The sequence below is a fragment of the Dinghuibacter sp. genome (genome assembly GCF_035492835.1).
Taxonomy (GTDB): domain Bacteria; phylum Bacteroidota; class Bacteroidia; order Chitinophagales; family Chitinophagaceae; genus Dinghuibacter.
The window spans coordinates 1-21,394 of record NZ_DATJIY010000125.1 but is presented as its reverse complement, the minus strand read 5'-3'; the positions used below and the strand labels follow the sequence as shown (position 1 = coordinate 21,394).

Below are 21,394 nucleotides of genomic sequence, written 5' to 3'. Positions count from 1 at the left end.
GGTATATTATTTTTTGGTGGTTACTTCGGCGGGGGTCCTCCCATACTTTTGCTTGAAGGCTGTATAAAAATGGGAAAGGTTCTCAAAGCCCAGGTCGATATAGATGTCCCGGGGTTTTTGCTTTTTCTCCCGGATGAGGTATAGCGCTTCGGAAAGGCGCTTGTTTTTGAGCCAGGTGGCGGGGGAAGTCTTAAATACCCCCGCGAAATCTCGTTTGAAACCCGTCAGGCTTCTGCCGCTTAGCCTGGCAAAGTATTCGAGGGGAGCATTATATTGGAAATTGTTGAGCATGAAAGCCTCGAGGTCCTCTTTATATGGGTCCGCAAAGTCGAATAGAAAGGTCTCGAGACCCGGGTTTAGGTGCAAGAGCAATTCGATGGCTTCGGTGGCCTTCAGGTTCAGGAGTCCTGCGCTGACATTGCTCCATCGATCTACGTAAGGGAGGAGGGATTGAAAGTAGCCCTTCCAGAAGTCGTCCTTTCGCAAGAGGATATTTTTCTTCCCCGAATACTTCTCAACGCACACGATCCCGTTTGCCTTTGAAAATTGTCGCAACCGGGTAGTGCTCAGTACTACGGAGATGCACTGGTATTTTTTACCTTCCGCGGGAATCTTGATGCTTTTGGCAAATTGGTTTCTCCGGGCGAGCAACAGGTGGCCCTCTTCCAGCACCATTTCGCCCGACTGATGATAGATGCGCGTTTGTCCCGATATCTGGTATGCCAGTACGTGTTCCGGGACAAATTGTTCATACGTGTACGCTTTGTCGAACGTACAGGAATAAACAAAGGAATCTCCTATTTGCTGGATGACGGGACGCATGGCGATACCTTAAAATTAGAATTTTAATGGGATCGTTATTTGCTGTGCGGGCCAAAATCATTTGCTGTGCAGGCCGGTGGTTTTTCCGTAGCGCTGCTGGTAGACGCGAGGGGTCATCGAAACGTATCGACGGAAGACCTTCCGGAAGTAGTCGGCGTCTTCGTAGCCGCAGCGCGAAGCGATCTGGGCGATGCCTTCGTTTTTGGTTTCCAGGAATTTTTTGGCGGCTTCGATGCGGACGCGTTGGAGGTATTCGTGGGGGGTGTTGGCGGTGGCCTGCTCGAATCGCCGGATGAGGTTCCGCACGCTCATGTGGCAACGGGCGGCCAGGTCTTGCATGGTCAGGGGCTGCTTGTAGTTCTTTTCTATGTATTGCTGCACTTTGGCGATGGCTTCGTCGGCGTGGTCGTATTGAAACTGAAAGATGGAAAAACTGCTTTGCGGGCGATCGTGTACGTTGATCATCAGAATTTTGGAGGCGATGATGGCTTCCGGGCGCCCGCAAAACTTTTCGATCAGGTAGATCATAAAGCTGGTAAAGGCGAATGCCCCGCCACAAGAATACAGCCTCGCCTGGTCGACGATCAATTTGTCGTCCTCGAGGGTCACGTCCGGGAAATGCTTGCGGAACTTGTCCGCAAACAGCCAGTTGGTCGTTGCCTTTTTTCCCGTCAACAGCCCGGTGGAGGCCAGCAGGAACGCGCCTACACAGATGCTGGCGAGCTCGGCGCCTTGCTCGTATTGGCGTTGCAGCCATTTGACGAGGGCGGTTTCGCGGGCCAGGACGGTTTCAATTTTTTCAAAACGCATGGCGGGAACGATGACGAGGTCGTAGGTGGTTTTGGTTTCGAACGAGGAAACAAATTCGGTTTGGATGGGCATTTTCATGGGATTCCCGGTGATCAGCGGATACATCCGGCTCATGCCGTTCCATATGTCTGCGGGGCCGGTTACGCAGGTGGGGACGGCGTCGTCGTATTGTACAATGGCTATACGCATGGTTTGGGGATGTTAAACACCTAACTTTGCTCCAAAGGTAACGGTCGTATGGAATTCTGGGAGAAGAGCTTTATCGGGAAACAGGAAATGTGGGGCTTTGAACCTTCGGCGTCCGCGGTGTCGACACGGGATTTTTTTGTCGGCAAGTCGGTTCAGCATGTGCTCATTCCCGGGATTGGTTACGGCAGAAACGCGCAGGTTTTCAGGGACAGCGGTATGGCGGTAACGGGGATTGAAATATCCCAAACCGCCATCGACATGGCAAGGCAACATTATGGGCCGGCCATGACCATCTATCATGGATCGGTGGCCGATATGCCTTACGACGACCGCCAGTACGATGGCATATTTTGCTACGCGTTGATCCATTTGCTGGATGGCGCGGAACGGGAGAAATTGATACGCGACTGCTATAGTCAACTGGCCGAAGGTGGTTATATGTTTTTTGTCGCTATTTCAAAGACGGCGCCCACCTATGGAAAGGGGCGGTTTGTCAGCCAGGACAGGTACGAAATATTCGAAGGGGTTAACATGTACTTTTATGACAGAGAGTCTATCAGTGCGGAGTTCGGCCAGGTGGGCCTGTTTGGGATCGCCGAGGTGACCGAGAATTTCCCGTTTTACCTGATAAAATGCCAAAAGGCGATCAGTTAAAAGCCCGCCTGAACTCGTGCTCTCCGGTGCCCAGAAGCACTGGACGAGGTTGCGGAGGTGAGGGGGCGGGGGGATAATCTGGTAGGTGACTGGTGATCAATATACAAAAAACGTTTACAGCGTGAATACGATTTTCAGGAGGATGATTCTCCCCGGTAAGGCGTATGAACTGGCTGTAAATGTGTTGGCTACCAGGGTAACGGCCTTGTAGGTCCTCACATCCAGGATGTTGGTGGCGTCCAGCTCCCAGTCGATATTCCGTTTTGTGCAGTGGTATCTGAGAGAGGCGTCGGCGAAAAAATAATTCAGATCCGGGTTCGCGCCGCTGTGCGTATAGTAATATTCGCCGGACAGCTTGAACTGCAGGTCTGGTTTTGGGTTGTAGAAGATGGTCGATTGTTGGAGCCATTGGTCTATACGGGTCGTGGACGCCGTTCGGGTCCCGGTGACGCGGTAGCTGAAACGGAGCGGGTCGCTCCATTTCGTTTCCATGCCAAGGTTCAGAACGCTGACCGTGGTGTTGAAGGGTAGCAAGGCGCCATTCTGAAACTGTATGGAGCGGTTGTCCTGCCATCTGACTTCACCGCTAAACGTCGTTTGCAAAGCAAAGGAATATTTGCTGATGGTTCCATCCACCGTCCACGAATCGGTGTGGTTACGGAATGGCAACATCACGAGCCGCTGGTAGCTATCGGTGATAATGTCCGAGGCAATATTATTGGCGCCGATACGATTGTATGCCAGGCTCAGACTCCAGAAAAAGAGCCTCATGGCTTTCCGGTAGTAATAACCGGTGGCGGCCTCCTGATTCTGGCGGAGCGTGAGGTCCGGACTATTGGCGCTTAAGGTCCTGTAGTCCTTGAGGAGGTAGCCTTGATACACGTCCTCGATACTTCCCGTCTGGTTCCGGTAACCGTACCGGAAGGTCACGAAGTTTTCGGGGCCGGCCTTGTATTTGCCGATCAACTCTGGATTGAAATAACAGCGGGTCAACTTCTTGTCAAGCGCATAACCGGGATCGGCATAGTGGAGCTGCTGGTAGGTGAAGGGCAGGGTCAGGGTGGCCCTGAGTTTTTGGCCGACGATGTCAAAGGCGGCTTCGGCGTATGCCTTCTTTTTTTCCCAGGACAAGTTGTTGGCCGCGCTATCGAAGGCGGCGTTCAGGTTCGAGGTGAGCATTTGCGATTGTTCGCTGAAACCCGCCCTAAAGCTCCGGGTCATGACATCGCCCGGGACCTTGAACGAGACATAGTCGTTGGTGTACCAGGTAGGTACATCGACGGTCTGGATCAACTGCGCGTAGGGCGCGCCATGATTGAACAGCGAGTCGTTGTACGACGGTCCGATCGACCGGGTTTCGGGTTCGGTCATGCGGCTGACATAGGAGTAGGCCTGGATGATATGGTCCGACTCGACCGTACGCATCCAATTGAATTCATTGGAAAAGCCGAGGGCGTTGTCCCTGAGCGCCTGGTCCATCGGCGAACCATTGGTGTTGACATGGGAATAATCAGTCCACCGGTTGTCATTCACCAGCGTGACGTTATTCAGGTAGCATGTACTGCTGTTGAGCGTCGCGGTGAATTGTGCGCGGAGCCAACCGGAATTTAGCTGGTTGTGTTGCGTCCCGGCATAGCGGACGGTGTCGCCGGGCAGGTATGTGCTCGTGACCTGGCTATAGTCCTGGCGCTCGCGGTCCCGCAGGTTCCAGGCGTTCAGCCGGAGCTGCCAGTCGTGCCGCAGGTCGACCAGGTCGTTGGCGTTCAACATCCCGGACCGGTCAAAGAGATACCGCTGGCGCGAGAGCGCCGGGTCGTTTGCGGCGCCGAGGGAAAGTAACGGGGTGGGTATATCGGCGCCCAGACGTTGTTGACCGGCCGAAGCGTTGTGCGACACCAGCTCCTGCCGGAGGTCATACCCCGTATTGTTACCCTCCAGATAGTTGATGGCCTTGTAGTCGTTTTTGAAGGCCATGGCTTTCAGGTCCGCATCGTAGTTGCCCGGTAGCCCGGCGCCGATGCTTTCCTGGCCCATCACGTGCAACCTGGCCGTTTTATTCATGACCAGGTTGAGCGCCACGTCATTAGTATTTACTTTGTTTTGCAGCACCTTGATCGGCTGGATGTTGTCGATCACCTGCACCTTATCGACCTTGTCAGCCGGGACGGAGGTCGTAGCGATGCTGTAGTTGTCGTCGAGGAGGTTGTCTCCTCCGATGTATACGCCGGAGATGGCCCTGCCATTGTAATAGATGGTTCCGTCCGAAGTGACCGAAATGCCCGGCAGCCGTTTGATCACGTCTCCTATCACCCTGTCCTGGACGCTCCTGAAGTCGGTGACCTTGTAGTCGAGGGTGTCGCCATGGGAGTGCAGCACCGGCCGGTTATCCCGGATGACCAACGGCGCCAGCTCGCTGGCCGACATGGCCAGCGTACAATCGATCGTGGCGGGTAGCGCTCTTACGGGAATGGTTTGTTCCTGGTAGCCGATACAGCGTACCTCCAGTGCGAGATCGTTTGGCGTCAGACCGGAAGGGGGGTGCAACGTGTATGCACCCCCGGTGTCGGTGGCCGTATAGGCGACGATGACGCCCTGCGACCGGAGGTTTATGCTGGCATTGGGGATGCCGAGGCCGGTACTGTCTTTTATCGTGCCCTTTATCGCCTGGCCAAAAGAGGACGCGCAGACCGAGATTGCCACGGCGATCAAGATCATTTTCATTTGTACTCGGGTAGCTCGATAGGGTTGTTGATGACGGGTCCCGAGCCGGGTTTGATATCGACTTTGGGTCCGTTACCGACGTTGTACTGCGCCATCAGCTTTGAATAGGCCTCGGGGTCTTTCCTGGCTGTTTCCTGCAAATTGGCGAAGTCCTTGTCGGTGGTTTTAACGCCCTTTGCCGGTGGCAGGATGGCCGTCTGGGCCGGTGTAACGACGCCGTCAAAGGTGAACCTGACTTCGTTCTTTGCGTCATAGGCCTCGACGATGACGCCGGGCAAACCGTTTAGTTTCCAGGGGCCGATGTGCAGGGGCAGGTCGGGACAGAACCACACCGTATAGTCCCTTCCCTTGACATGCGCCGTTGCTTTTTGGCAATGGAGACCGCCAAAGGAGGCGGTGTCTTTCATGATATGCCAGTCGATTGCCGGCAGCGCGTCGGTGATGATAAAGGTGGTCATTGGGATCCAGTCTGCCCTGATCAGTTTCTTTTCGTGGGGGAATTGATAGTACTCGACGTGCGTCCCGAAAAAATGCATGTTAGTCCGGGTCGTACCGTCGGGATTGTTCGACACCTGTTGTTGCGCGGGGCCTTCGTTGGATTTATACACGCCCGATGTGCTCCCGACGAGCAGGATCATATTTTCGGTATAGGGTCTGTCCCGGTGGGTCGTGTCCCGGACGTGCAGGAATTTGTAACGGATGGCGATGCGCGCGGCGTCGGGTCGCTGCGCGGAGGCGCTGACGGCCGCGAGCGATAGGACGAGGGGGAGTAGTAGTTTCATGTTTTTTTGAAGCAAGTCTACGGGATGGTCCCGGCGTTAAAAAGCCGTCGGGGCGAATAGGGGGTTTTTGTTATCCTTTGCCGGGATGTCAAAAACCGGCCGTTCGCATCTTTGCGTAGGCGGGTCTGACGCCATATGATATATTTGTCTCCATGAACGGTAAAAGAGTCCGGGGCCTTATCGAGGCGGTTATCCACGCCCTTTTCTGGGCGGGGGTCTACTATGCGTTGAAGGCGCTTACGATGTACTCTTTTAAAATCCTTGTCGGGAAGTCATCCGGCAGCCTGCTGGGCATAGACGGTCGCACATCCTTTCCCCACCTGTGGGTGGTCCTGACTGCATTGATGCTGTTATTCTATGGCAATGTCCTCTTCTTGTTCCCCAGGGTCATTCGGCTAAAAAGCAGGGGGCCGGGCGTAGCGATCGTCGCCGGTTGGGCTATGCTATTGTTTGGCGGGAATTATATCGTGATCCGGCTGTTGATCGGTCATGCCGGTTATCCGCCGGGGCTGCCCAAGCCGGTGCATTATCTTCCGGACGGTACCCCGTTCCCGGCGCCGCCGGTCTTATCGGCCGGCGACTGGACGGGGATGCAGTTGGCTATGGCAGCCGTTTTTCTGTCGATATTGGGGATCACCGTGGCCTATTTTTTTATCAAGGAATGGATACGGAACGACTTGCGTCGCAGCCACGCCGAAGCGCAGCAGCTCAGCACGGAGATCAGGTTCCTGAGGTCCCAGATCAACCCGCATTTCCTTTTCAACACGCTGAACAACCTGTTCTCGATGGCGCAAAGAAAAGGGAATGACGATCTGGCCGACGGCATCTCAACTTTATCGGGTATGATGCGGTACATGATCTATGAAAGCAATACGGAGACGGTTTCCCTTCAACGGGAAATCGCGTACCTCAAGGACTGCATCGCGCTCCACAAGCTGCGTTATGCGGACAGTGAAGTCGCCGTCGTGTTCCGTCATCCCGCGCCGGCCCTCGCCGCAGGGGTCGCTGTCGCCCCGATGTTGTTTGTCCCCTTCCTGGAAAACGCTTTCAAACATGGCGTGTCGATCGGCCGCCATTCGCGGATCGACGTGGGTATAATGGTGGAAGGGAATAAACTGGTCTTTACCTGTGAGAATACCGATCACGGCGTCGTTAAAAGGCTTTCGGACGAAGAGGGCGGCATCGGCCTCGACAATGTACGGCGCAGGCTGGAGCTGGTGTATCCCGGTAGATATACGCTGACGGCCGCGCCGCGGGAGAGAGAATATTCCGTGAACCTGCAAATTGATTTAGCTTGATTACCTGTATCGCCGTCGATGACGAGCCCATGGCCCTGGAGGTGATCGGACGGTATTGCTCCAAGAGCGATCTCGTGGATCTGAAAGCGGTTTTCCGCGAACCGGTCAAGGCCGTCGAATACCTCGGCCTGGAAAAGGTCGATCTCGTTTTCCTGGATATCAATATGCCCGATTTGAGCGGGATGCAGCTGTTGCAAACCCTCTCCCCCAGGCCGATGGTCATTTTTACGACCGCGTATAGCCACTATGCGGTGGAGAGCTATACCCTCCATGCGGTGGACTATTTGTTAAAGCCCATTACATTCGAGCGGTTCCTGGCGGCGGTAAACAAAGCGGTTGCGAGCGTTGCCGTCGCGCTGGGCGAGCCCCCGGCTCTTTTTATCAAAAGCGGGCCGCAGACGTACCAGGTCAGGGTGCGGGATATCCTTTTTCTGGAGAAGGAGGGGAACTACATCACCGTCCATTTAGCGGACAGGGATATCCTCGTCCGGGAAAACATGGTCGACGTCTTCGACCTGGTGCCGGCAGCGGATTTTGTACGGGTTCATAAGTCCTTCGTGGTGGCGATCAGGCACATTACGACGATCGAGGTGCACCAGGTGACGGTCGCGGGGGTGAAGATCCCCATTGGTAGCACTTATCGCGAGGCCCTTCGGTCAAGGCTCGGACTGGATAAGTTATTGTAGCGCTGTCCTGATGCCCTCTTTGACCAATGGCTCCATTATCTTATACCCGCTGAGGTTGGGATGTACCGTCCCGTCCAAGGTCAGCTCGGGTTTCATGCCTTTTTTGTCGTCCATGACGACGGCGGACCAGTAATCGACGTATACGATGTGGTTTTTCTCCGCATAGTTTTTCAGCATGGCATTCAGGGTCTTTATCTTTTCGGCGGGGTCGAGACCGTGGTGCCAGTTGAAGTCGCTTGCGGGTAGCACCGCACCGATGACTACCTTGATACCGTTGGCCCTGGCCAATTCACACATGGAGACGATGTTGCCAAATACGTCTTCCAGCGGAACGGGGCCCCTGTTTTCGGCGATGTCGTTGGTCCCGGCTTCTATGACAACGGCTACCGGATGCAGGTCGATCACGTCTTCGCGGAAGCGGACCAGCATCTGCGCCGATACCTGTCCGCCGATACCGCGACAGATATAGCCGTTGTCCTTAAAGAAGGAAGAATCCATACTACCCCAGTTTTCGGTGATGGAGTTACCCATGAACACTACGCGTTTTTCGCCGGGCGTGGGTGGGGGGACTTTGGCGTTGGCATCGGCATATTTGGTGAGCCAGGGCCAGTCGGTATGGAGCAGGTTCTCGAAGTATTTCTGGAAATTGGCGAAATTCTCCGCCCGTTCCATCGCTTTGGGTTTCTTATCGGTGATCGGTTTCAGGTATCCTTTCAGATCGAGCCAATCGGCAAACCGGTCTTTCCAGCTATCCGATGGCAACCCCTGCTCGTTCATGCCAAACCCATGACCGCCCTTGGCATAAATATGAAGCTCGGCGGAATGTTTTGACTTGATCCAGGTGTCATATAGCGCAGTACTGTGTGTCTCCAAATTAAAACCGTCATCGCTCGCGGCAGCGATAAACACCGGCGGAGCGTCGACGGGTGGGGTTTGTTGCATTTCCGGCGGGAAATAAGCATAGACGGGCGCTGCGAAGTCGGGCCTGGTGTCCGCCGTGTAGCCGTATGCGCAGGACGCTGCCAGGGTACCCCCGGCTGAAAAACCGATGATCCCGATACGATCGGGCCGTACGCCGTATTCCGAGGCGTGCCTACGGACATAGGCAATGGCTTGCCGGGCGTCGGCTATCGCCATCTGGATGATTTTGGCCCTTTCGGGTTCATTTTTACCGCGCTCCTCGTTTTCCTGTTTGTATGGATCATGACCGATGGTATGATTCAGCCTGTATTTCAGCAGGAAAGCCGTAATCCCTTTGTGTTGCAGCCACTTTACCACGGCGTAGCCTTCCTGCATGATGGATAGCGACTGGAAACCGCCGCCGGGGCAAACGATCACGGCCGTTCCGGTCGGCCATACGGTGCTGTCGGCCGGGTAGAGGGTGAGCGTGGGTTTGCTGACGTTATAGATGGTGTGGGCGTGGTACATATTGCTGTCGTTCTCGGCCTCGGTCCATGTCCATTTTTCGGAGCCGGGGGCGGCGCCGGTGTACAGGGGGATGACGGTTTGCTGGGCTTTCGCCGAGACCATTGCGAGGGAGACAATCGCGAGATACAGGATCTTTTTCATGAGCGGAATTTACGAGTTCCTGGGTCCGGATATGTCAAAAAATGCAATAAATTGGTCGGTTTGGAGAGCTTGGCCGGGTAACGGGGTATTATCTTGGGATTTTATACCATGTACCGATTTTCCTTTTTCCTTTTATGGGCGACAGGCTGTGCCGGCGGTGTTTTTGCGCAGTCCCCCGATCCTATTTTCAACCGCCATTGGGCCCATCCGACGGCGGACGACAGCCTTGAACACTATTGGCTGCTGCCTAAGTCCTATTATACCGGTTCGCCCGGTAGTTTCGATATGGAGCATTTCAAGCGCGGGCGGGTCATCGTCGTCAACGGCGCCGGTGACATCCGGTTTGATTTTGGACAAACCAATGCCGGCTGGCTCGAATTCGAGTCGACCGGCGTCCCCGATAGTATCGAGCTTAGTATCAGCGAGTACAACGAGCCCGCGGTCGTCAATGAAGGGGCGGTACATCGTTTCAAGACCCTAGCGCCCGTCCGGCACGGAAATACCTACCGGCTAGAACTGAATCCGGAGCTATACGAGGGCGTCCGGTTTGGCTGGTTGCACGTCGTGACCCACCGGCGGCGGTGGACGCTCCGGGATTTTCGATTGGTGTGCCAGGTCAAGCCGACGAACTACCAGGGCAGCTTTGATTGTAGCGACAGTATATTGAACAGGATCTGGTATACCGGCGCCTATACGGTCAAGCTCAACATCATGAAAGACTACCTCGGGGCGATATTGATGGAAAGAAGCGACCGTATCTCATGGACGGGTGACGCCTACCCGTCACAGGCCGCTTCGCTGGTGGCCTTTGGGAATTTTGACGTGGTGAAGAAGAACCTCGCCCATACGGCTACCCTTGACAATGGTATTGCCAGCTATGCGCTGTACTGGGTATTGAGCCTTGTCGACTATGTCGGCTATTCCGGCGATACGGCGTTTGCCAGGGCCTATTTCGGGAATGCCGAAGCGAAGCTGGCCAAAGCTTACGAGAGATTTGAACAGCCTGGAAATTTGGGATTTTATGGATGGGATGAGCGACTGGGCGCCGGTTTTGAAAACCCGGACAACCCGGAGACCACCCACGCCTATCAAATGCTGGCCATCCGTTGCTGGAAAGCCTTCGGCCGGTTGGCGGCGGCGCTGGGGAGGGATGATTCCCGGGAGAAGTACGATCGCTGGGCGGACCGGAAGTTTGAAGAAATCCGTTCCGAAAAGGCCTGGGTGAGCGGATTCGGTTTGCACGCCGCCGCGGATGCGGTCAATACCGGGATGTGCTCCCCCGCGGAAAACGATGCTTTATACCGGCGCGGCTTCGACAGCAGGGTCAACCGGTTATCCTATTCGCCCTTCAACGAGTTCTTTGTCATCCAGGCGCTGGCGAATATGGGCAGGTACGATGACGCCCTCGGCGCCATAAGGGATTGCTGGGGCGGTCAGATCGCCTACGGAGGCACCACCTTTTTCGAGGTGTACAGACCCAGCTGGAATGCCATCCTCGGCAGGAACGGCGCCCCCGTGAACAACCAGTGCGGTTACACCAGCCTTACCCATCCGTGGAGCGCGGGGGTCGTGCCATGGCTGTCCGAAGAGGTGCTGGGTATAAAGGCGTTGAGTCCCGGATTCAAGAAGTTCCAGGTGATCCCGCATGTCGGATCGGGCCTGACGTTTGTCCGGGGCGCCACACCGACGGGTAATGGGTTGATTTGTGTCGACGTGAACGTCGCTGCCGGCACGGGTAGCCTCGTGGTGCCGGACGGGACCGAGGCGGAGACCGTAGTCATACCGCTCGCCGGCAGGTTAAAGGCCGCCTGGTTGAACGGCAAGCTCCTGGGCGGCGCCGGACAGGAGGATGGCGGTCTTGTCCTCAGGGCATTGCCGCCCGGCCGCTATCACTGGAAACTGATCTATGGTTCCCTGAACAAACCCGTTAAAGCTTCACCCGCCGGCTGGGACTATACGATTACCAAATTCAAACAGGACAGCCTTACCAAAGGGAATTGGAAAGGCAAATATGGCCAGGAGGGGTATGTCTTATTCAATTATTATGACAAGGGTAAAAATCTTGAACGGATACCGTCCTTTGTCTCGCGGATCAGGTTGAACAAGCAAGGCGATACCTTAGGCGCCATCGTCACGCGCGATCCAACTGCCTGTCAGCAGACCATGACCATGGATATTGGCACAACCGATACGGCGGAACACCGGATCGCCCTGTATTTCCTGGATTGGGATGGCAAGGGCAGGCGGAGCGCCGTAGAGGTTTTTGACCTTGGGTCGCTGAATTTGATCGCTCCCGTCCAAATGATCCGTAACTACCGGCGCGGGAAATACCTCGTTTTCAGGTTTCATGGGAGCATCAGGCTCCGGATCGACCAGGTGCGGGGGGACAATGCGGCAATGAGCGGGGTGTTTTTTGATTGATGTCCGTCATTTTTTACCCGCCCGTTTGTTTAAGTCGGATACCTGGATGGTAATCAGCCTGCCTATCGGCGTGTCGCCGCGGTAGGTGATGACGCGCAGCTGCGCCGCATCCCTGGGGATGGCCACCGCCCCGGTCAGCTTTGGATAGTGGCTATCGGGAAAACTGTTGTCAAATGTGTAGTATATATCCAGTCCCTGGATTTCCGTCGTCCCGTTGACCACTACGGTACTGTCCGGTTGGAGCGAGGCCGTAATGACGGGATCGTACAGGGCGGGTGAGTAGTTAATATCGGCTTCCTTAAAGCGCGCGAAGTGTTGCTCGACGCGGCGCGTGAAGTCTTCCCAATTTTTCTTCGATTTTGGCGACCATAGGGTCTCCGCGATCGCAAAGGCGCGTGGATAGGTCATGTACTCCGCATGGCGCATGTTGTAGACCTGTTCCGTCCACAAATTGGCCTGGCCGCCTTTGATGTAGCTGCTGTCGACGCTGTCCGGCACGGGCTCGAACTGGTAGGCTTTCGACAGGAAGAGCGATGCGTAAATATGAGGCTCGAGGGCCTCGTCGCCTTGCATATAGTCCAGGTAGGCAAAGGTCGTGGGGCTCATGATGACGTCGTGGTGCATTTTGGCCGCCGCTTTTCCGCCGGACATACCGCGCCAGCTCATTACAGCCGCGTCCGGGGCCAGACCGCCTTCCAATATCTCATCCCAGCCCATGAACCGCTTACCCTTCGACTCCACGATCTTCTCGACGCGTTTTTCAAAATAGCTTTGTACTTCTTCCAGGGTCTTCAACCCCTCCCGTTGCATCAGCGCCTTTACCTCATCGCTTTGGGCCCAGAAGTTCTTCATACACTCGTCTCCACCCATGTGGATATAAGGGAACGGGAATAGCTGGGCGACTTCAGTCACCACCTTGTCCAAAAAGTCGTATACCTTATCGCTGGCGGGGTTCAGCGTATTGTCGATTAAGGCAATGGGGCCCCCGGGTTTGCTCCAGTCGGCAATCGGTTCGCCGGAGCGGACGGAATATCTATCGGCGCCGGGCGTACAGGAGAGTTCCGGATACGCCACGACGGCCGCGAGGCTATGACCGGGGACGTCGATTTCCGGGAGGATGTTTACGAAGTTGTCTTTGGCATATCGTACCAGCTCCCGGATGTCGTCCTGCGTGTAGAATCCGCCGTAATCGCGAGGCTCGTTGGGCGCCGGCGGGGAAAAGGTGCCGAAATACCCCACCTTCTTTACGTTCCAGGCGCCCACCTGGGTGAGGCGGGGCAGGCTTTTGATTTCGACGCGCCAGCCTTCGTCATCGGTCAGGTGCAGGTGCAGGAGGTTGAACTTGTAGCGCACCATATAGTCGATGTACTGCTTTACCTCATCCTTTGTAAAAAAGTGGCGTGATACGTCGAACATCAGACCGCGCCACTGGAAGCGGGGATAATCGGTAATGTCGACACAAGGTATTGTCCAGCTTTTACGCACCAGGGTCCGGCTTTCGATTTCCTTGGGGAAAAGTTGTAGCAGCGTTTGCACGCCATAAAACAAACCGGCGGGTTTGTTGGCGGTGATGATAACGTGTTGCGGTGATACCTTGAGGCGGTAGCCTTCGTCACCGATCGCCGTGTCGGCAGTGGTGTTCAGCTTCATTTTGATGCTATACACGTCGGAGGACGGGCGATCGACCACCGTGGGGAGTTTTTTTTGCAGATAGCTTACTATATATTTTACCTCGGGCTGAGCGGGGGCGCTCACGACAATGATTTTGGGAAAGACATAGACCCCCTGCATCTCCGTTAGCTGAACCGGTTCCGGGATGATGGCAAACTTTCTGGCGGATTGCGCGGTCGAGAGTAGGGTAAGGCAGCAAAGGTGAAGGACCAGGCTAATTTTCTTCATGGTCCAATTTAGTGAATTTCACTGTTTTTCCACGAGAAGGCGTTCGCAGACCATGCGGCTGAGGGTTTCATGGCGGTTGTCGTAAGCAACGACCATCGAGCCGTCGAAAGGCTCGACGGAGTGGACCTTTATCCGGAGCCCGAGGTGGATGTGGCGTTGGTTGAGGAATTTGAGGAAGTCCGAAGCGCTGTGGACGACCGCCAGCAATCGGACGGTGTCGCCGGGATGGCAGTCGCAGAGGCGGTCATAGGCGATCCAGGCGAATTTGCCATTCTTATCGGGGATGGGGGCGCCGTGCGGGTCGGCCTTCGGATAGCCAAGGAGCTCGTCCATCTTGTCAAAAAAGGCGGGAGAATGGATGTGTTCTATCTGCTCGGCGATCTCGTGGACGTCTTCCCATCCGAAACCCATTTTTTGGACGAGGTACATTTCGGTGAGGCGGTGCTTGCGGATGATCAACGCCGCTTCCTTGCGGCCTTTTTCCGTGAGGCGCAGGGGCTTATATGTTTCATAATGGACGAGTTTTTTTTCCGCCAGCTTTTTCATCATGCTGGTGACGGTGGGCATCTTGATGTCCAGGTGGCGGGACAGATCGTTCACGCCGACCTCCCCTTTTTCACCGGCGAGGTTGAAAAGGGCCTTCAGGTAGTTTTCTTCCGTCAAAGAGTTCATCAATATGAAGATACGACACGATATCATTAAATTATTTTGTTAGAATAATCTAACAATATAGTTTTGTCGAAAAAACAGCGTATGCGGATCATTTTGGCTTTTATTCTTTGTATGGCTGCGAGGGAGCGGGTGGATGCCCAGCGGGGGGGCATCGATACGGTGGCCCAGCTGGGTGAAGTGATCGTGACGGGGGTATCGCGGGCGACGGCGATCCGGGAGAACCCGCTGGCGATGGAGGCGGTGACCAATAAGCAGCTCTCGCAGACCTCGGCCCCCAACGTGATCGACGCCATCGCAGCCTACGCGCCGGGTTTTGCGGCGGTGAAAACCGGGCCCAACGTATCTAAGCCGTTTATTAACGGGATGGGCTACAACCGGGTGTTGACGCTGTATGATGGGCTACGGGTGGAAACGCAGCAATGGGGTGACGAGCATGGGGTGCCGATGGACGATTATATCATCGAGCGGGCGGAGGTGATCAAAGGTCCGGCGAGCCTGATGTACGGGTCGGATGCGATCGCAGGGGTGTTGAGCCTGTTTCCGGCGACGCCGCACATACGGGATGGAGTGCTGCATACCCGGTGGCTGTCGGAATATCAGGGGAACAACGGGCTGATCGGCAATAGCCTGATGCTGTGGCGGGGCGGGACGCACTGGAGCTGGGCGTTGCGGGGATCGGAGCGCGTCGCCCGCAACTATACGGACCCGGTGGATGGAAGGGTGTATAATACCGGTTTTAAGATGGGGAATGCGTCGGCTTTTTTAGGGCGTGTTTGGCGGCGGGGGTATTCGCACCTAAATGCGACGTGGTATGACAACCACCAGGGTATCCCGGACGGCAGCCGGGATTCGCTGACGCGGGAGTTTACGTACCAGGTGTATGAGACGTTGGGGGAACGGGCGGGACAAACGGTGTACGATGACATCAAGGAGCGGCCGGTGGCGTCCCGGCGGGTGTTGGATTCGTATAGGTTGTCGCCGTTGTCGCAGCATATCCAGGACTACCGGTTGTACACGGATAATTCGTATGGCATTGGCGCAGGTGAGATCAAGGCATCGCTGGGGTATGAAGAGAACCGGAGGCGGGAGTTCGACCACCCGACGGCGCCGGCACAGCCTGGGGAATATATCATCCTGCGGACGCTGGACTATGGGCTGCGGTACAATGCGCCGTCATGGGGGGCCATCGAGCCATCGTTCGGAGTGAACGGCATGTACCAGGCCAATAACAACGACCGCACGGCAACGGACTTCCCGATCCCGGATTACCGCCTGTTCGATGTCGGGTCCTATGCCTATGGCAAATGGAAACAGGGCCGGTGGACCGTCGCCGGGGGGTTGCGGTATGACCACCGGACTGAACGGGGCGCGGATATGTATGCCGATACGGACAGGGTAACGGGGTTTGCGCAGCAGGCGTCCGCGGGTAGTAAGCCGTTTTCGGCATTCACGCTGCACTTCCAGGGATGGACGGGAAGCGTGGGGGCTACGTATCGGGTTAGCGAGCACGTGAGCATGAAGGCGAATATCGCCCGGGGATACCGCTCGCCAAACATAACGGAGATCGCATCGAACGGGCTGGATCCCGGGGCGCATATCTATTACCTGGGCAACCTGCGTTTTTCCCCGGAATTCAGCCTGCAGGAGGATGTGGGGGTGAACGGGGACTTCGACGACGTTTCGTTCGGGGTGAATGTGTTCAATAATTCGATCCGGGGCTATATATACGAGGACCAGGCGCTGGATGCCTCGGGTAACCCGCTGGTGATCGTGCCGGGGAATAAGACGTTCCAGTTCCAGCAAACCAATGCGGCGTTGCATGGCGGGGACGGCGAGCTAAGGCTGCATCCGCGGCGGTGGAATGGGTTGTACGCGGATGCGGTGTTCACCTGTGTGTATGGGTTTAACCGGAATGCAAGGTATAAGGATGCGGGCGATCAAGGGGAGTACCTGCCTTTTATTCCGCCGCCACGGTTGCTAGGTGGGGTGGCGTATTCTTTCCGGTCGGTGACATTCCGGGTGGAGATGGACCACAACTGGGCGCAGGGCCGTTACCTGGGGTTGTATGGCACGGAGACGCCGACGGCGGCTTATACGTTGTTCAATGTGTCGGCGCATACGGACGTGCAGCGCGGCAAGCGCCGGACTATACAACTACAGGCACAGGTAAATAACCTGTTCAATACGGCGTACCAGTCGCACCTGAGCCGTTTGCAGTATTTCGAGTACTATACGGCGTCACCCAATGGACGGCTGGGGATCTATGAGATGGGCAGGAATATTTGCGTGAAGGTGATCCTTGCGCAATGACAAACGGCGGCTACAAAGCCTCCGATCTGTAGCGGCGTGGCTATTTCGCATAGGGAAAATCAAATATATCTTTACGACAATCCTACTTCTATGAAACAGATAAGAATCCTATCGATCTATCTATGCCTGCTTTTTTGTTTTGCCCGAACATATGCCCAGACCTACTATTTTGCCAATCCGACGCTGGTGTCGGGGACGGCGTTAAAGGCCGGCGCCGTTTATCGGTTCTCCAAGGTAAGACCCACTACGGACGCCCTGGTCACCATCAACAAGATCACCGGTACCATCAGCCTGGGCACTCCCCTGGATCAAACGACAACCGGCTGGGACAGCGCTTTTCAACCGACGCTCGTCGTCCCCGCCCTGTCGAATGGGTATGTGGAATTCCAGATCACCTTTGTCGCCACGGGGACGTCGACACCCCAGACCCAAACCAATATCGCCGCAACCGCCCTGGACATCGACGGGCTTATCGTGGGTAAGGACTCGCTGTTCGAGTTCGATATGCTGGACATGGGGGCCGGATCCTATATAAATTATAATACCCTGGGCGGCCAGTTGACGATCACCCAAAGCGGGACCGCGTATACCGCCCAGACCCACACGGGCGCTAACTACCCGGGGATAGACACCACCGCGGCGGCGACCGCGGTCATGTTTACCGATATCAGCCCCAGTATGACCACGATGGTATACCGGACTGGGGTGATCAACAACATCAACGAGGTTCCGCCGTCGCGGGTAGCCAGTCTTTATTTCAGACCGTTTACCTACCCCAACAGCAACATCGTCCTGCCGGTGGGTCCCCTGGCCAGCTTTAGCGGTAATTTCGAGGGGACGGGCGTGCAGCTGGACTGGTTGCTCGAACCGGACAGCAAGGTGGATACCATCTTCATCCTGCGATCCACTGACGGCAAGACCTTTGCCGATATCGGAACCGTAGACGGTGATGTCCTGACGTACCGGGACAACGCGTCATCCGGGCAGCTCTTTTACCGGCTGAAATTACACCAGGCAACGGGCGCCGTCACCTACAGCGACGTCATCCCCATCCATACAGGCGACGCCTTTAACGTAGCGCCAAATCCAGTCAAGGGGGAAGTCATTTTCAACATCGCCCAAGACAGGGCAGAGGGGGCGGTCCTGCTCCTCGTGGACACCCGGGGACAGGTGGCGCTGCGGCAGGAGCTTGCCCTGGCCAAAGGTCCCCAAACCGTCCATGTGAATGGATTGGAGCGGCTCTCTCCGGGGATTTATGTGATGGTTTTGAAAACGGGGGAGGGGGTGTATCGGAGGAAGATAGTGAAGGAGTAGGGTTTCTATGGGGCGTCTGGGGCGCCGGGGGCCTTCGCGGCGTTCGGGCTGTTCGCGGTAAGGCGACGGGCGTATTTCCCAATCGTGAGCCCTTGGACGAGGATGGAAAACAGGACGACGATATAGGTTATGGCGACCAGGAACTGACCTTGCATGACAGCGGGCACGGAAAGGGCGAGCGCGACAGACAGACCGCCGCGGAGGCCTCCCCAGGTAAGGATGCCGATGGCATTTTTCTCAAAGCCGGATCGGAAGTGTAACAACCTGATGGGTATGAGGACGGAGATATAGCGGGCCAAAAGAGCGATGGGGATCGCCAGGCAACCGGTGAGCAGGAGGGGCCATTTGAATGGAATGGCGATCATTTCCAGACCTATCAGCAAAAAAAGTAACGCATTCAGGAGGTTGTCCGCCATGCCCCAGAACTTGTCGATGTAGTCCCTCGAGGAGTCGGTCATGCCATGAAAACGGGTTTTGTTACCCGTGATAAGGCCCGCCATGACCATGGCCAGCGGACTGCTGACATGCAAATATTCCGCAAGGAGGTTGCCGCCCATGACGATGGCGATCGTGATCATCAATTCGACCTGGTAGTAGTCGATGGTCCGTAACAGGTAAAAACCGGCATAACCCAATAGGGTCCCCAGCAGGATACCACCGCCGGCTTCCCGGGTGAACAGCAGCAATACATCCCCTGGATGGAGATGGCCGGCGCCGGCTTTGGCGACTTGGTAGACGCAAAGGAAAACGACAATGCCCACGCCATCATTAAAAAGGGATTCACCGGTGACCCGCACCTCCAGTGAGGCCGGTATCCCGGCTTTGCGAAGGATGCTAAGGATGGCTATTGGATCGGTCGGGGAGATAAGGGCGCCAAACAGGAGGCAATAGATAAAGGCGACCGGCTGCGCTAGCATTTGGCAAAGGGCAAACAGCAGCACGGCTATCAGCGCAGTTGAGACGAGGACGCTAATGGTGGAGAAGGTGAGGACGTAGGCGCTTTGCTTCTTCAGTTGGCGCCCGTCGATGTGGATAGCGCCGGCAAAAAGTAAAAAACCGAGCATAAACCGGACGAGGATGGTATAAAAGTCTATACCCCGGATCAGTTGGGTGGCTTGGTCAAACAGCGCGGGTTTAATGACGCCGATCGATATGACGGCCAGCGACACGACGAGGGAAATCAACATGACGCCAATGGTGTCGGGTAGCCGCAGGAACTTGAAATTGATGTATCCGAAAAGGGCGGCGAGAACGGTTAATAAAGCAAGGACGTCATATAACTGCATGATTAATCGATAACCCTATAGGGGAATTTCCTGCATAATATAAAAAATAACGGATGGAACGACGAATAAATCTGTCGCCGCCCGGTGTGAACGGCTTTAAGTCGCCGATTTTGCTTTTCTTAGCAGGGAATAGATTCCTCGTACATCGGGCCGCCAGCGGGGCAGGAGCAGGGTCATTGCGAATTCTTCGATCAGGTCCGCGGCAGTGAAGATCGAGGCGATCAGGAATAGGGTTATCGGAGTGTACGGCAAAAAGAAGAAAAGCATGAGAAAGGTAGCTTGAAGGAAAGCGGCGATCTTGGCAAGCCAGGTATGGTATGCCGTCAGTTTACCATATTTGACCAGGGCCGTGATGACCGTTAAGAGATAAAGCGCCACCAGCACGATGATGATCGCGGTCTGCTGACGGATAAAGGATGGTCTGAATATGAATAACCCGATAATGGCCACAAGTACCGTTAGGTCGTCTCCTATGGAATCCAGGGTAGCGCCGGCTTTGGTGACGACGCGGTACTTCCTGGCGAGGTAACCGTCGATGGCGTCGGTTAGAAAACTGAGGATGAGGAGCCAGCGGAAAACCGTCCAATGGTGCCAGACGATCAGGACAAGGAGCATCGGCACGATGAAGATGCGGTAGAGGGTAATTCCATTGACGGTATGGAGGGCAGTTTTGGTCATGGAGTTGGGATTTCGAGAGAATGTTGTTTAACGAGGATTTTGTATAAATCGAGCCACCACGTTGTTCCGATGGCGGTCAACAGGCAAAGCAGATAGTCGTTGCCGCTGAGCCTGACGAGGCCAAAAACGCGCTGGATGGGAGGAAAGAATACGAGGATTACCAGGAAAAGGGCGGATACGGCAAGAAGCCACCAGGCGAGGGGATTTTTGTAGCGGAACGTCGTCAGCATGGAATGTTCGAAGGAACGGTTGATGAAGGTGAGGAAAACGTTGGCCGTGACAAGGGTGATGAATACCAGGGTGCGTACGTAGGGAAGGGTGTGGTTTGTTTGCATATAATGGAAGTATACGATCAGGATGCCCGCCGCGATGGCGGCCCCCTGTAGGAAGCTGACGGCCAGTTCTTTCATTGTGAAAATGCCGCCGGTGTGCCTGCGGGGCCTCTTTTCCATGATGTGGGATTCGACGGGTTCTTTTTCGAAGAAAACGGAGCACGTGGGACCCATGATTAATTCGAGGAATATGATGTGAATAGGGGTGAAGACGTTTGGGTATTTCCAGTTGAGCAGAAGGGGGACGGACGCGATGATCATGATGGGTACGTGGATGGAAATGATGTAGCGGATAGCCTTTTTTAGGTTATAGTAGATCTTCCGACCCTGTCGGATGGCTTCGGTGACTTTTGCGAGGTTGTCGTCGGTGAGGATGAGGTCCGCCGCCCGGCGGGCTATCTCGGTCCCCCTGCCGCCCATGGCGATGCCGATCTGGGCGGAGCGAAGGGCCGGACCATCGTTGACGCCGTCGCCCATCATGGCTACGATCTCGCCACTGGCCTTCAACGCATCGATGAGTTTCAATTTGGCTTCGGGAAACATCCGGGTGAACAAGTGCGTGCTGCGAGCCGCGATTTTCAGGGCGGCAGGGGGCATGGCCATGACATCGTCGCCTTTGAGGACGGCGCCGGTCGTGGGTAAACCCACCAGGGTGGCTATGGTACGGGCTGTTTCCGGGAAGTCGCCTGTAACCAGCTTGACGTCTATGCCGGCGTCCAGCCAGCGGGCCAGTTCTTCGCGGACTTCGGGCTTGGGGGGATCATACAGGGCAAGCAGGCCTTTGAATTGCCAGTCGAAGGCGTCTTGATCCGAGGGATAGACGTCGCCATGGAACGGGGCGGAGCACACGCCTAAAACCCGGTAGCCCTGGGATCCCAATTCATCGATATGCCGGCGGACGCGTGTTTCTTCTTCTTTTGATAACCGGCAAATGGACAAAATGCGTTCGGG

General features: G+C 55.6%; 16 protein-coding genes. 6 read left to right on the top strand and 10 right to left on the bottom strand.

Features of this window, described 5'->3' with window-relative positions; genetic code table 11:
* Positions 1-6: 6 nt before the first annotated feature.
* Together VL547_RS11455 and VL547_RS11450 are read right to left on the bottom strand one after the other, a co-directional pair.
* The gene (locus VL547_RS11455) at positions 7-822 is read right to left on the bottom strand and encodes an AraC family transcriptional regulator (RefSeq protein ID WP_325577808.1); all 816 of its coding nucleotides are present in this window, start codon (positions 820-822) and stop codon (positions 7-9) included.
* Positions 823-879: 57 nt separating this feature from the next.
* Complete coding sequence (locus VL547_RS11450) at positions 880-1,821, bottom strand: GlxA family transcriptional regulator (RefSeq protein ID WP_325577807.1); 942 nt, start codon at positions 1,819-1,821, stop codon at positions 880-882.
* A 48-nt stretch (positions 1,822-1,869) separates the two neighbouring features.
* On the opposite strand from VL547_RS11450, the gene VL547_RS11445 reads away from it, so the two are divergent.
* Positions 1,870-2,475 carry a class I SAM-dependent methyltransferase gene (locus tag VL547_RS11445; protein ID WP_325577806.1) on the top strand — a complete coding sequence of 202 codons (606 nt, stop codon included), beginning with the start codon at positions 1,870-1,872 and terminating at the stop codon, positions 2,473-2,475.
* A gap of 114 nt (positions 2,476-2,589) precedes the next feature.
* Here the strand turns inward: VL547_RS11445 and VL547_RS11440 are convergent, their stop codons facing one another.
* The gene (locus tag VL547_RS11440; protein ID WP_325577805.1) at positions 2,590-5,196 is read right to left on the bottom strand and encodes a carboxypeptidase-like regulatory domain-containing protein; all 2,607 of its coding nucleotides are present in this window, start codon (positions 5,194-5,196) and stop codon (positions 2,590-2,592) included.
* A complete protein-coding gene (locus tag VL547_RS11435; RefSeq protein ID WP_325577804.1) occupies positions 5,193-5,978 on the bottom strand; it encodes a GLPGLI family protein in 786 nt (261 codons plus the stop codon). The genes VL547_RS11440 and VL547_RS11435 overlap by 4 nt, the downstream gene beginning before the upstream one ends.
* 152 nt (positions 5,979-6,130) lie before the next feature.
* On the opposite strand from VL547_RS11435, the gene VL547_RS11430 reads away from it, so the two are divergent.
* Together VL547_RS11430 and VL547_RS11425 are read left to right on the top strand one after the other, a co-directional pair.
* The gene (locus VL547_RS11430; protein ID WP_325577803.1) at positions 6,131-7,276 is read left to right on the top strand and encodes a sensor histidine kinase; all 1,146 of its coding nucleotides are present in this window, start codon (positions 6,131-6,133) and stop codon (positions 7,274-7,276) included.
* Positions 7,273-7,962, top strand: coding sequence for a LytTR family DNA-binding domain-containing protein (locus VL547_RS11425; protein WP_325577802.1), 690 nt, complete (start codon positions 7,273-7,275; stop codon positions 7,960-7,962). Before VL547_RS11430 ends, VL547_RS11425 begins: the two co-directional genes overlap by 4 nt.
* Here the strand turns inward: VL547_RS11425 and VL547_RS11420 are convergent.
* Entirely contained in the window at positions 7,954-9,531 is a 1,578-nt protein-coding gene (locus tag VL547_RS11420; RefSeq protein WP_325577801.1) for a GDSL-type esterase/lipase family protein, read from the bottom strand. The two genes, VL547_RS11425 and VL547_RS11420, sit on opposite strands and share 9 nt — an antisense overlap.
* 108 nt (positions 9,532-9,639) lie before the next feature.
* Between VL547_RS11420 and VL547_RS11415 the strand changes: the two genes are divergently transcribed.
* Positions 9,640-11,952 (top strand): alpha-L-rhamnosidase C-terminal domain-containing protein, encoded by a 2,313-nt coding sequence (locus VL547_RS11415; protein WP_325577800.1) that lies wholly within the window; start codon positions 9,640-9,642, stop codon positions 11,950-11,952.
* 6 nt (positions 11,953-11,958) lie between these two features.
* On the opposite strand, the gene VL547_RS11410 is transcribed toward VL547_RS11415, so the two are convergent.
* Together VL547_RS11410 and VL547_RS11405 are read right to left on the bottom strand one after the other, a co-directional pair.
* Positions 11,959-13,851 carry a beta-N-acetylhexosaminidase gene (locus tag VL547_RS11410; RefSeq protein ID WP_325577799.1) on the bottom strand — a complete coding sequence of 631 codons (1,893 nt, stop codon included), beginning with the start codon at positions 13,849-13,851 and terminating at the stop codon, positions 11,959-11,961.
* An 18-nt stretch (positions 13,852-13,869) separates the two neighbouring features.
* Entirely contained in the window at positions 13,870-14,523 is a 654-nt protein-coding gene (locus VL547_RS11405; RefSeq protein ID WP_325577798.1) for a metal-dependent transcriptional regulator, read from the bottom strand.
* Between the two features lie 111 nt (positions 14,524-14,634).
* Here VL547_RS11405 and VL547_RS11400 point away from each other — a divergent pair, with 111 nt between their 5' ends.
* Both VL547_RS11400 and VL547_RS11395 read left to right on the top strand, forming a co-directional pair.
* Positions 14,635-16,833, top strand: a complete 2,199-nt coding sequence (locus tag VL547_RS11400) for a TonB-dependent receptor (RefSeq protein ID WP_325577797.1) — start codon at positions 14,635-14,637, stop codon at positions 16,831-16,833.
* A gap of 90 nt (positions 16,834-16,923) precedes the next feature.
* Complete coding sequence (locus VL547_RS11395; RefSeq protein WP_325577796.1) at positions 16,924-18,147, top strand: T9SS type A sorting domain-containing protein; 1,224 nt, start codon at positions 16,924-16,926, stop codon at positions 18,145-18,147.
* Between the two features lie 5 nt (positions 18,148-18,152).
* On the opposite strand, the gene VL547_RS11390 is transcribed toward VL547_RS11395, so the two are convergent.
* The 3 genes from VL547_RS11390 to VL547_RS11380 all read right to left on the bottom strand — a co-directional run.
* Complete coding sequence (locus VL547_RS11390) at positions 18,153-19,433, bottom strand: sodium:proton antiporter (protein WP_325577795.1); 1,281 nt, start codon at positions 19,431-19,433, stop codon at positions 18,153-18,155.
* 96 nt (positions 19,434-19,529) lie between these two features.
* Positions 19,530-20,111, bottom strand: coding sequence for a CDP-alcohol phosphatidyltransferase family protein (locus tag VL547_RS11385; RefSeq protein ID WP_325577794.1), 582 nt, complete (start codon positions 20,109-20,111; stop codon positions 19,530-19,532).
* Positions 20,108-21,394 (bottom strand): cation-translocating P-type ATPase (locus tag VL547_RS11380; RefSeq protein WP_325577793.1); only part of this gene is annotated, 1,287 nt, incomplete at its 5' end. The genes VL547_RS11385 and VL547_RS11380, both read right to left, overlap by 4 nt.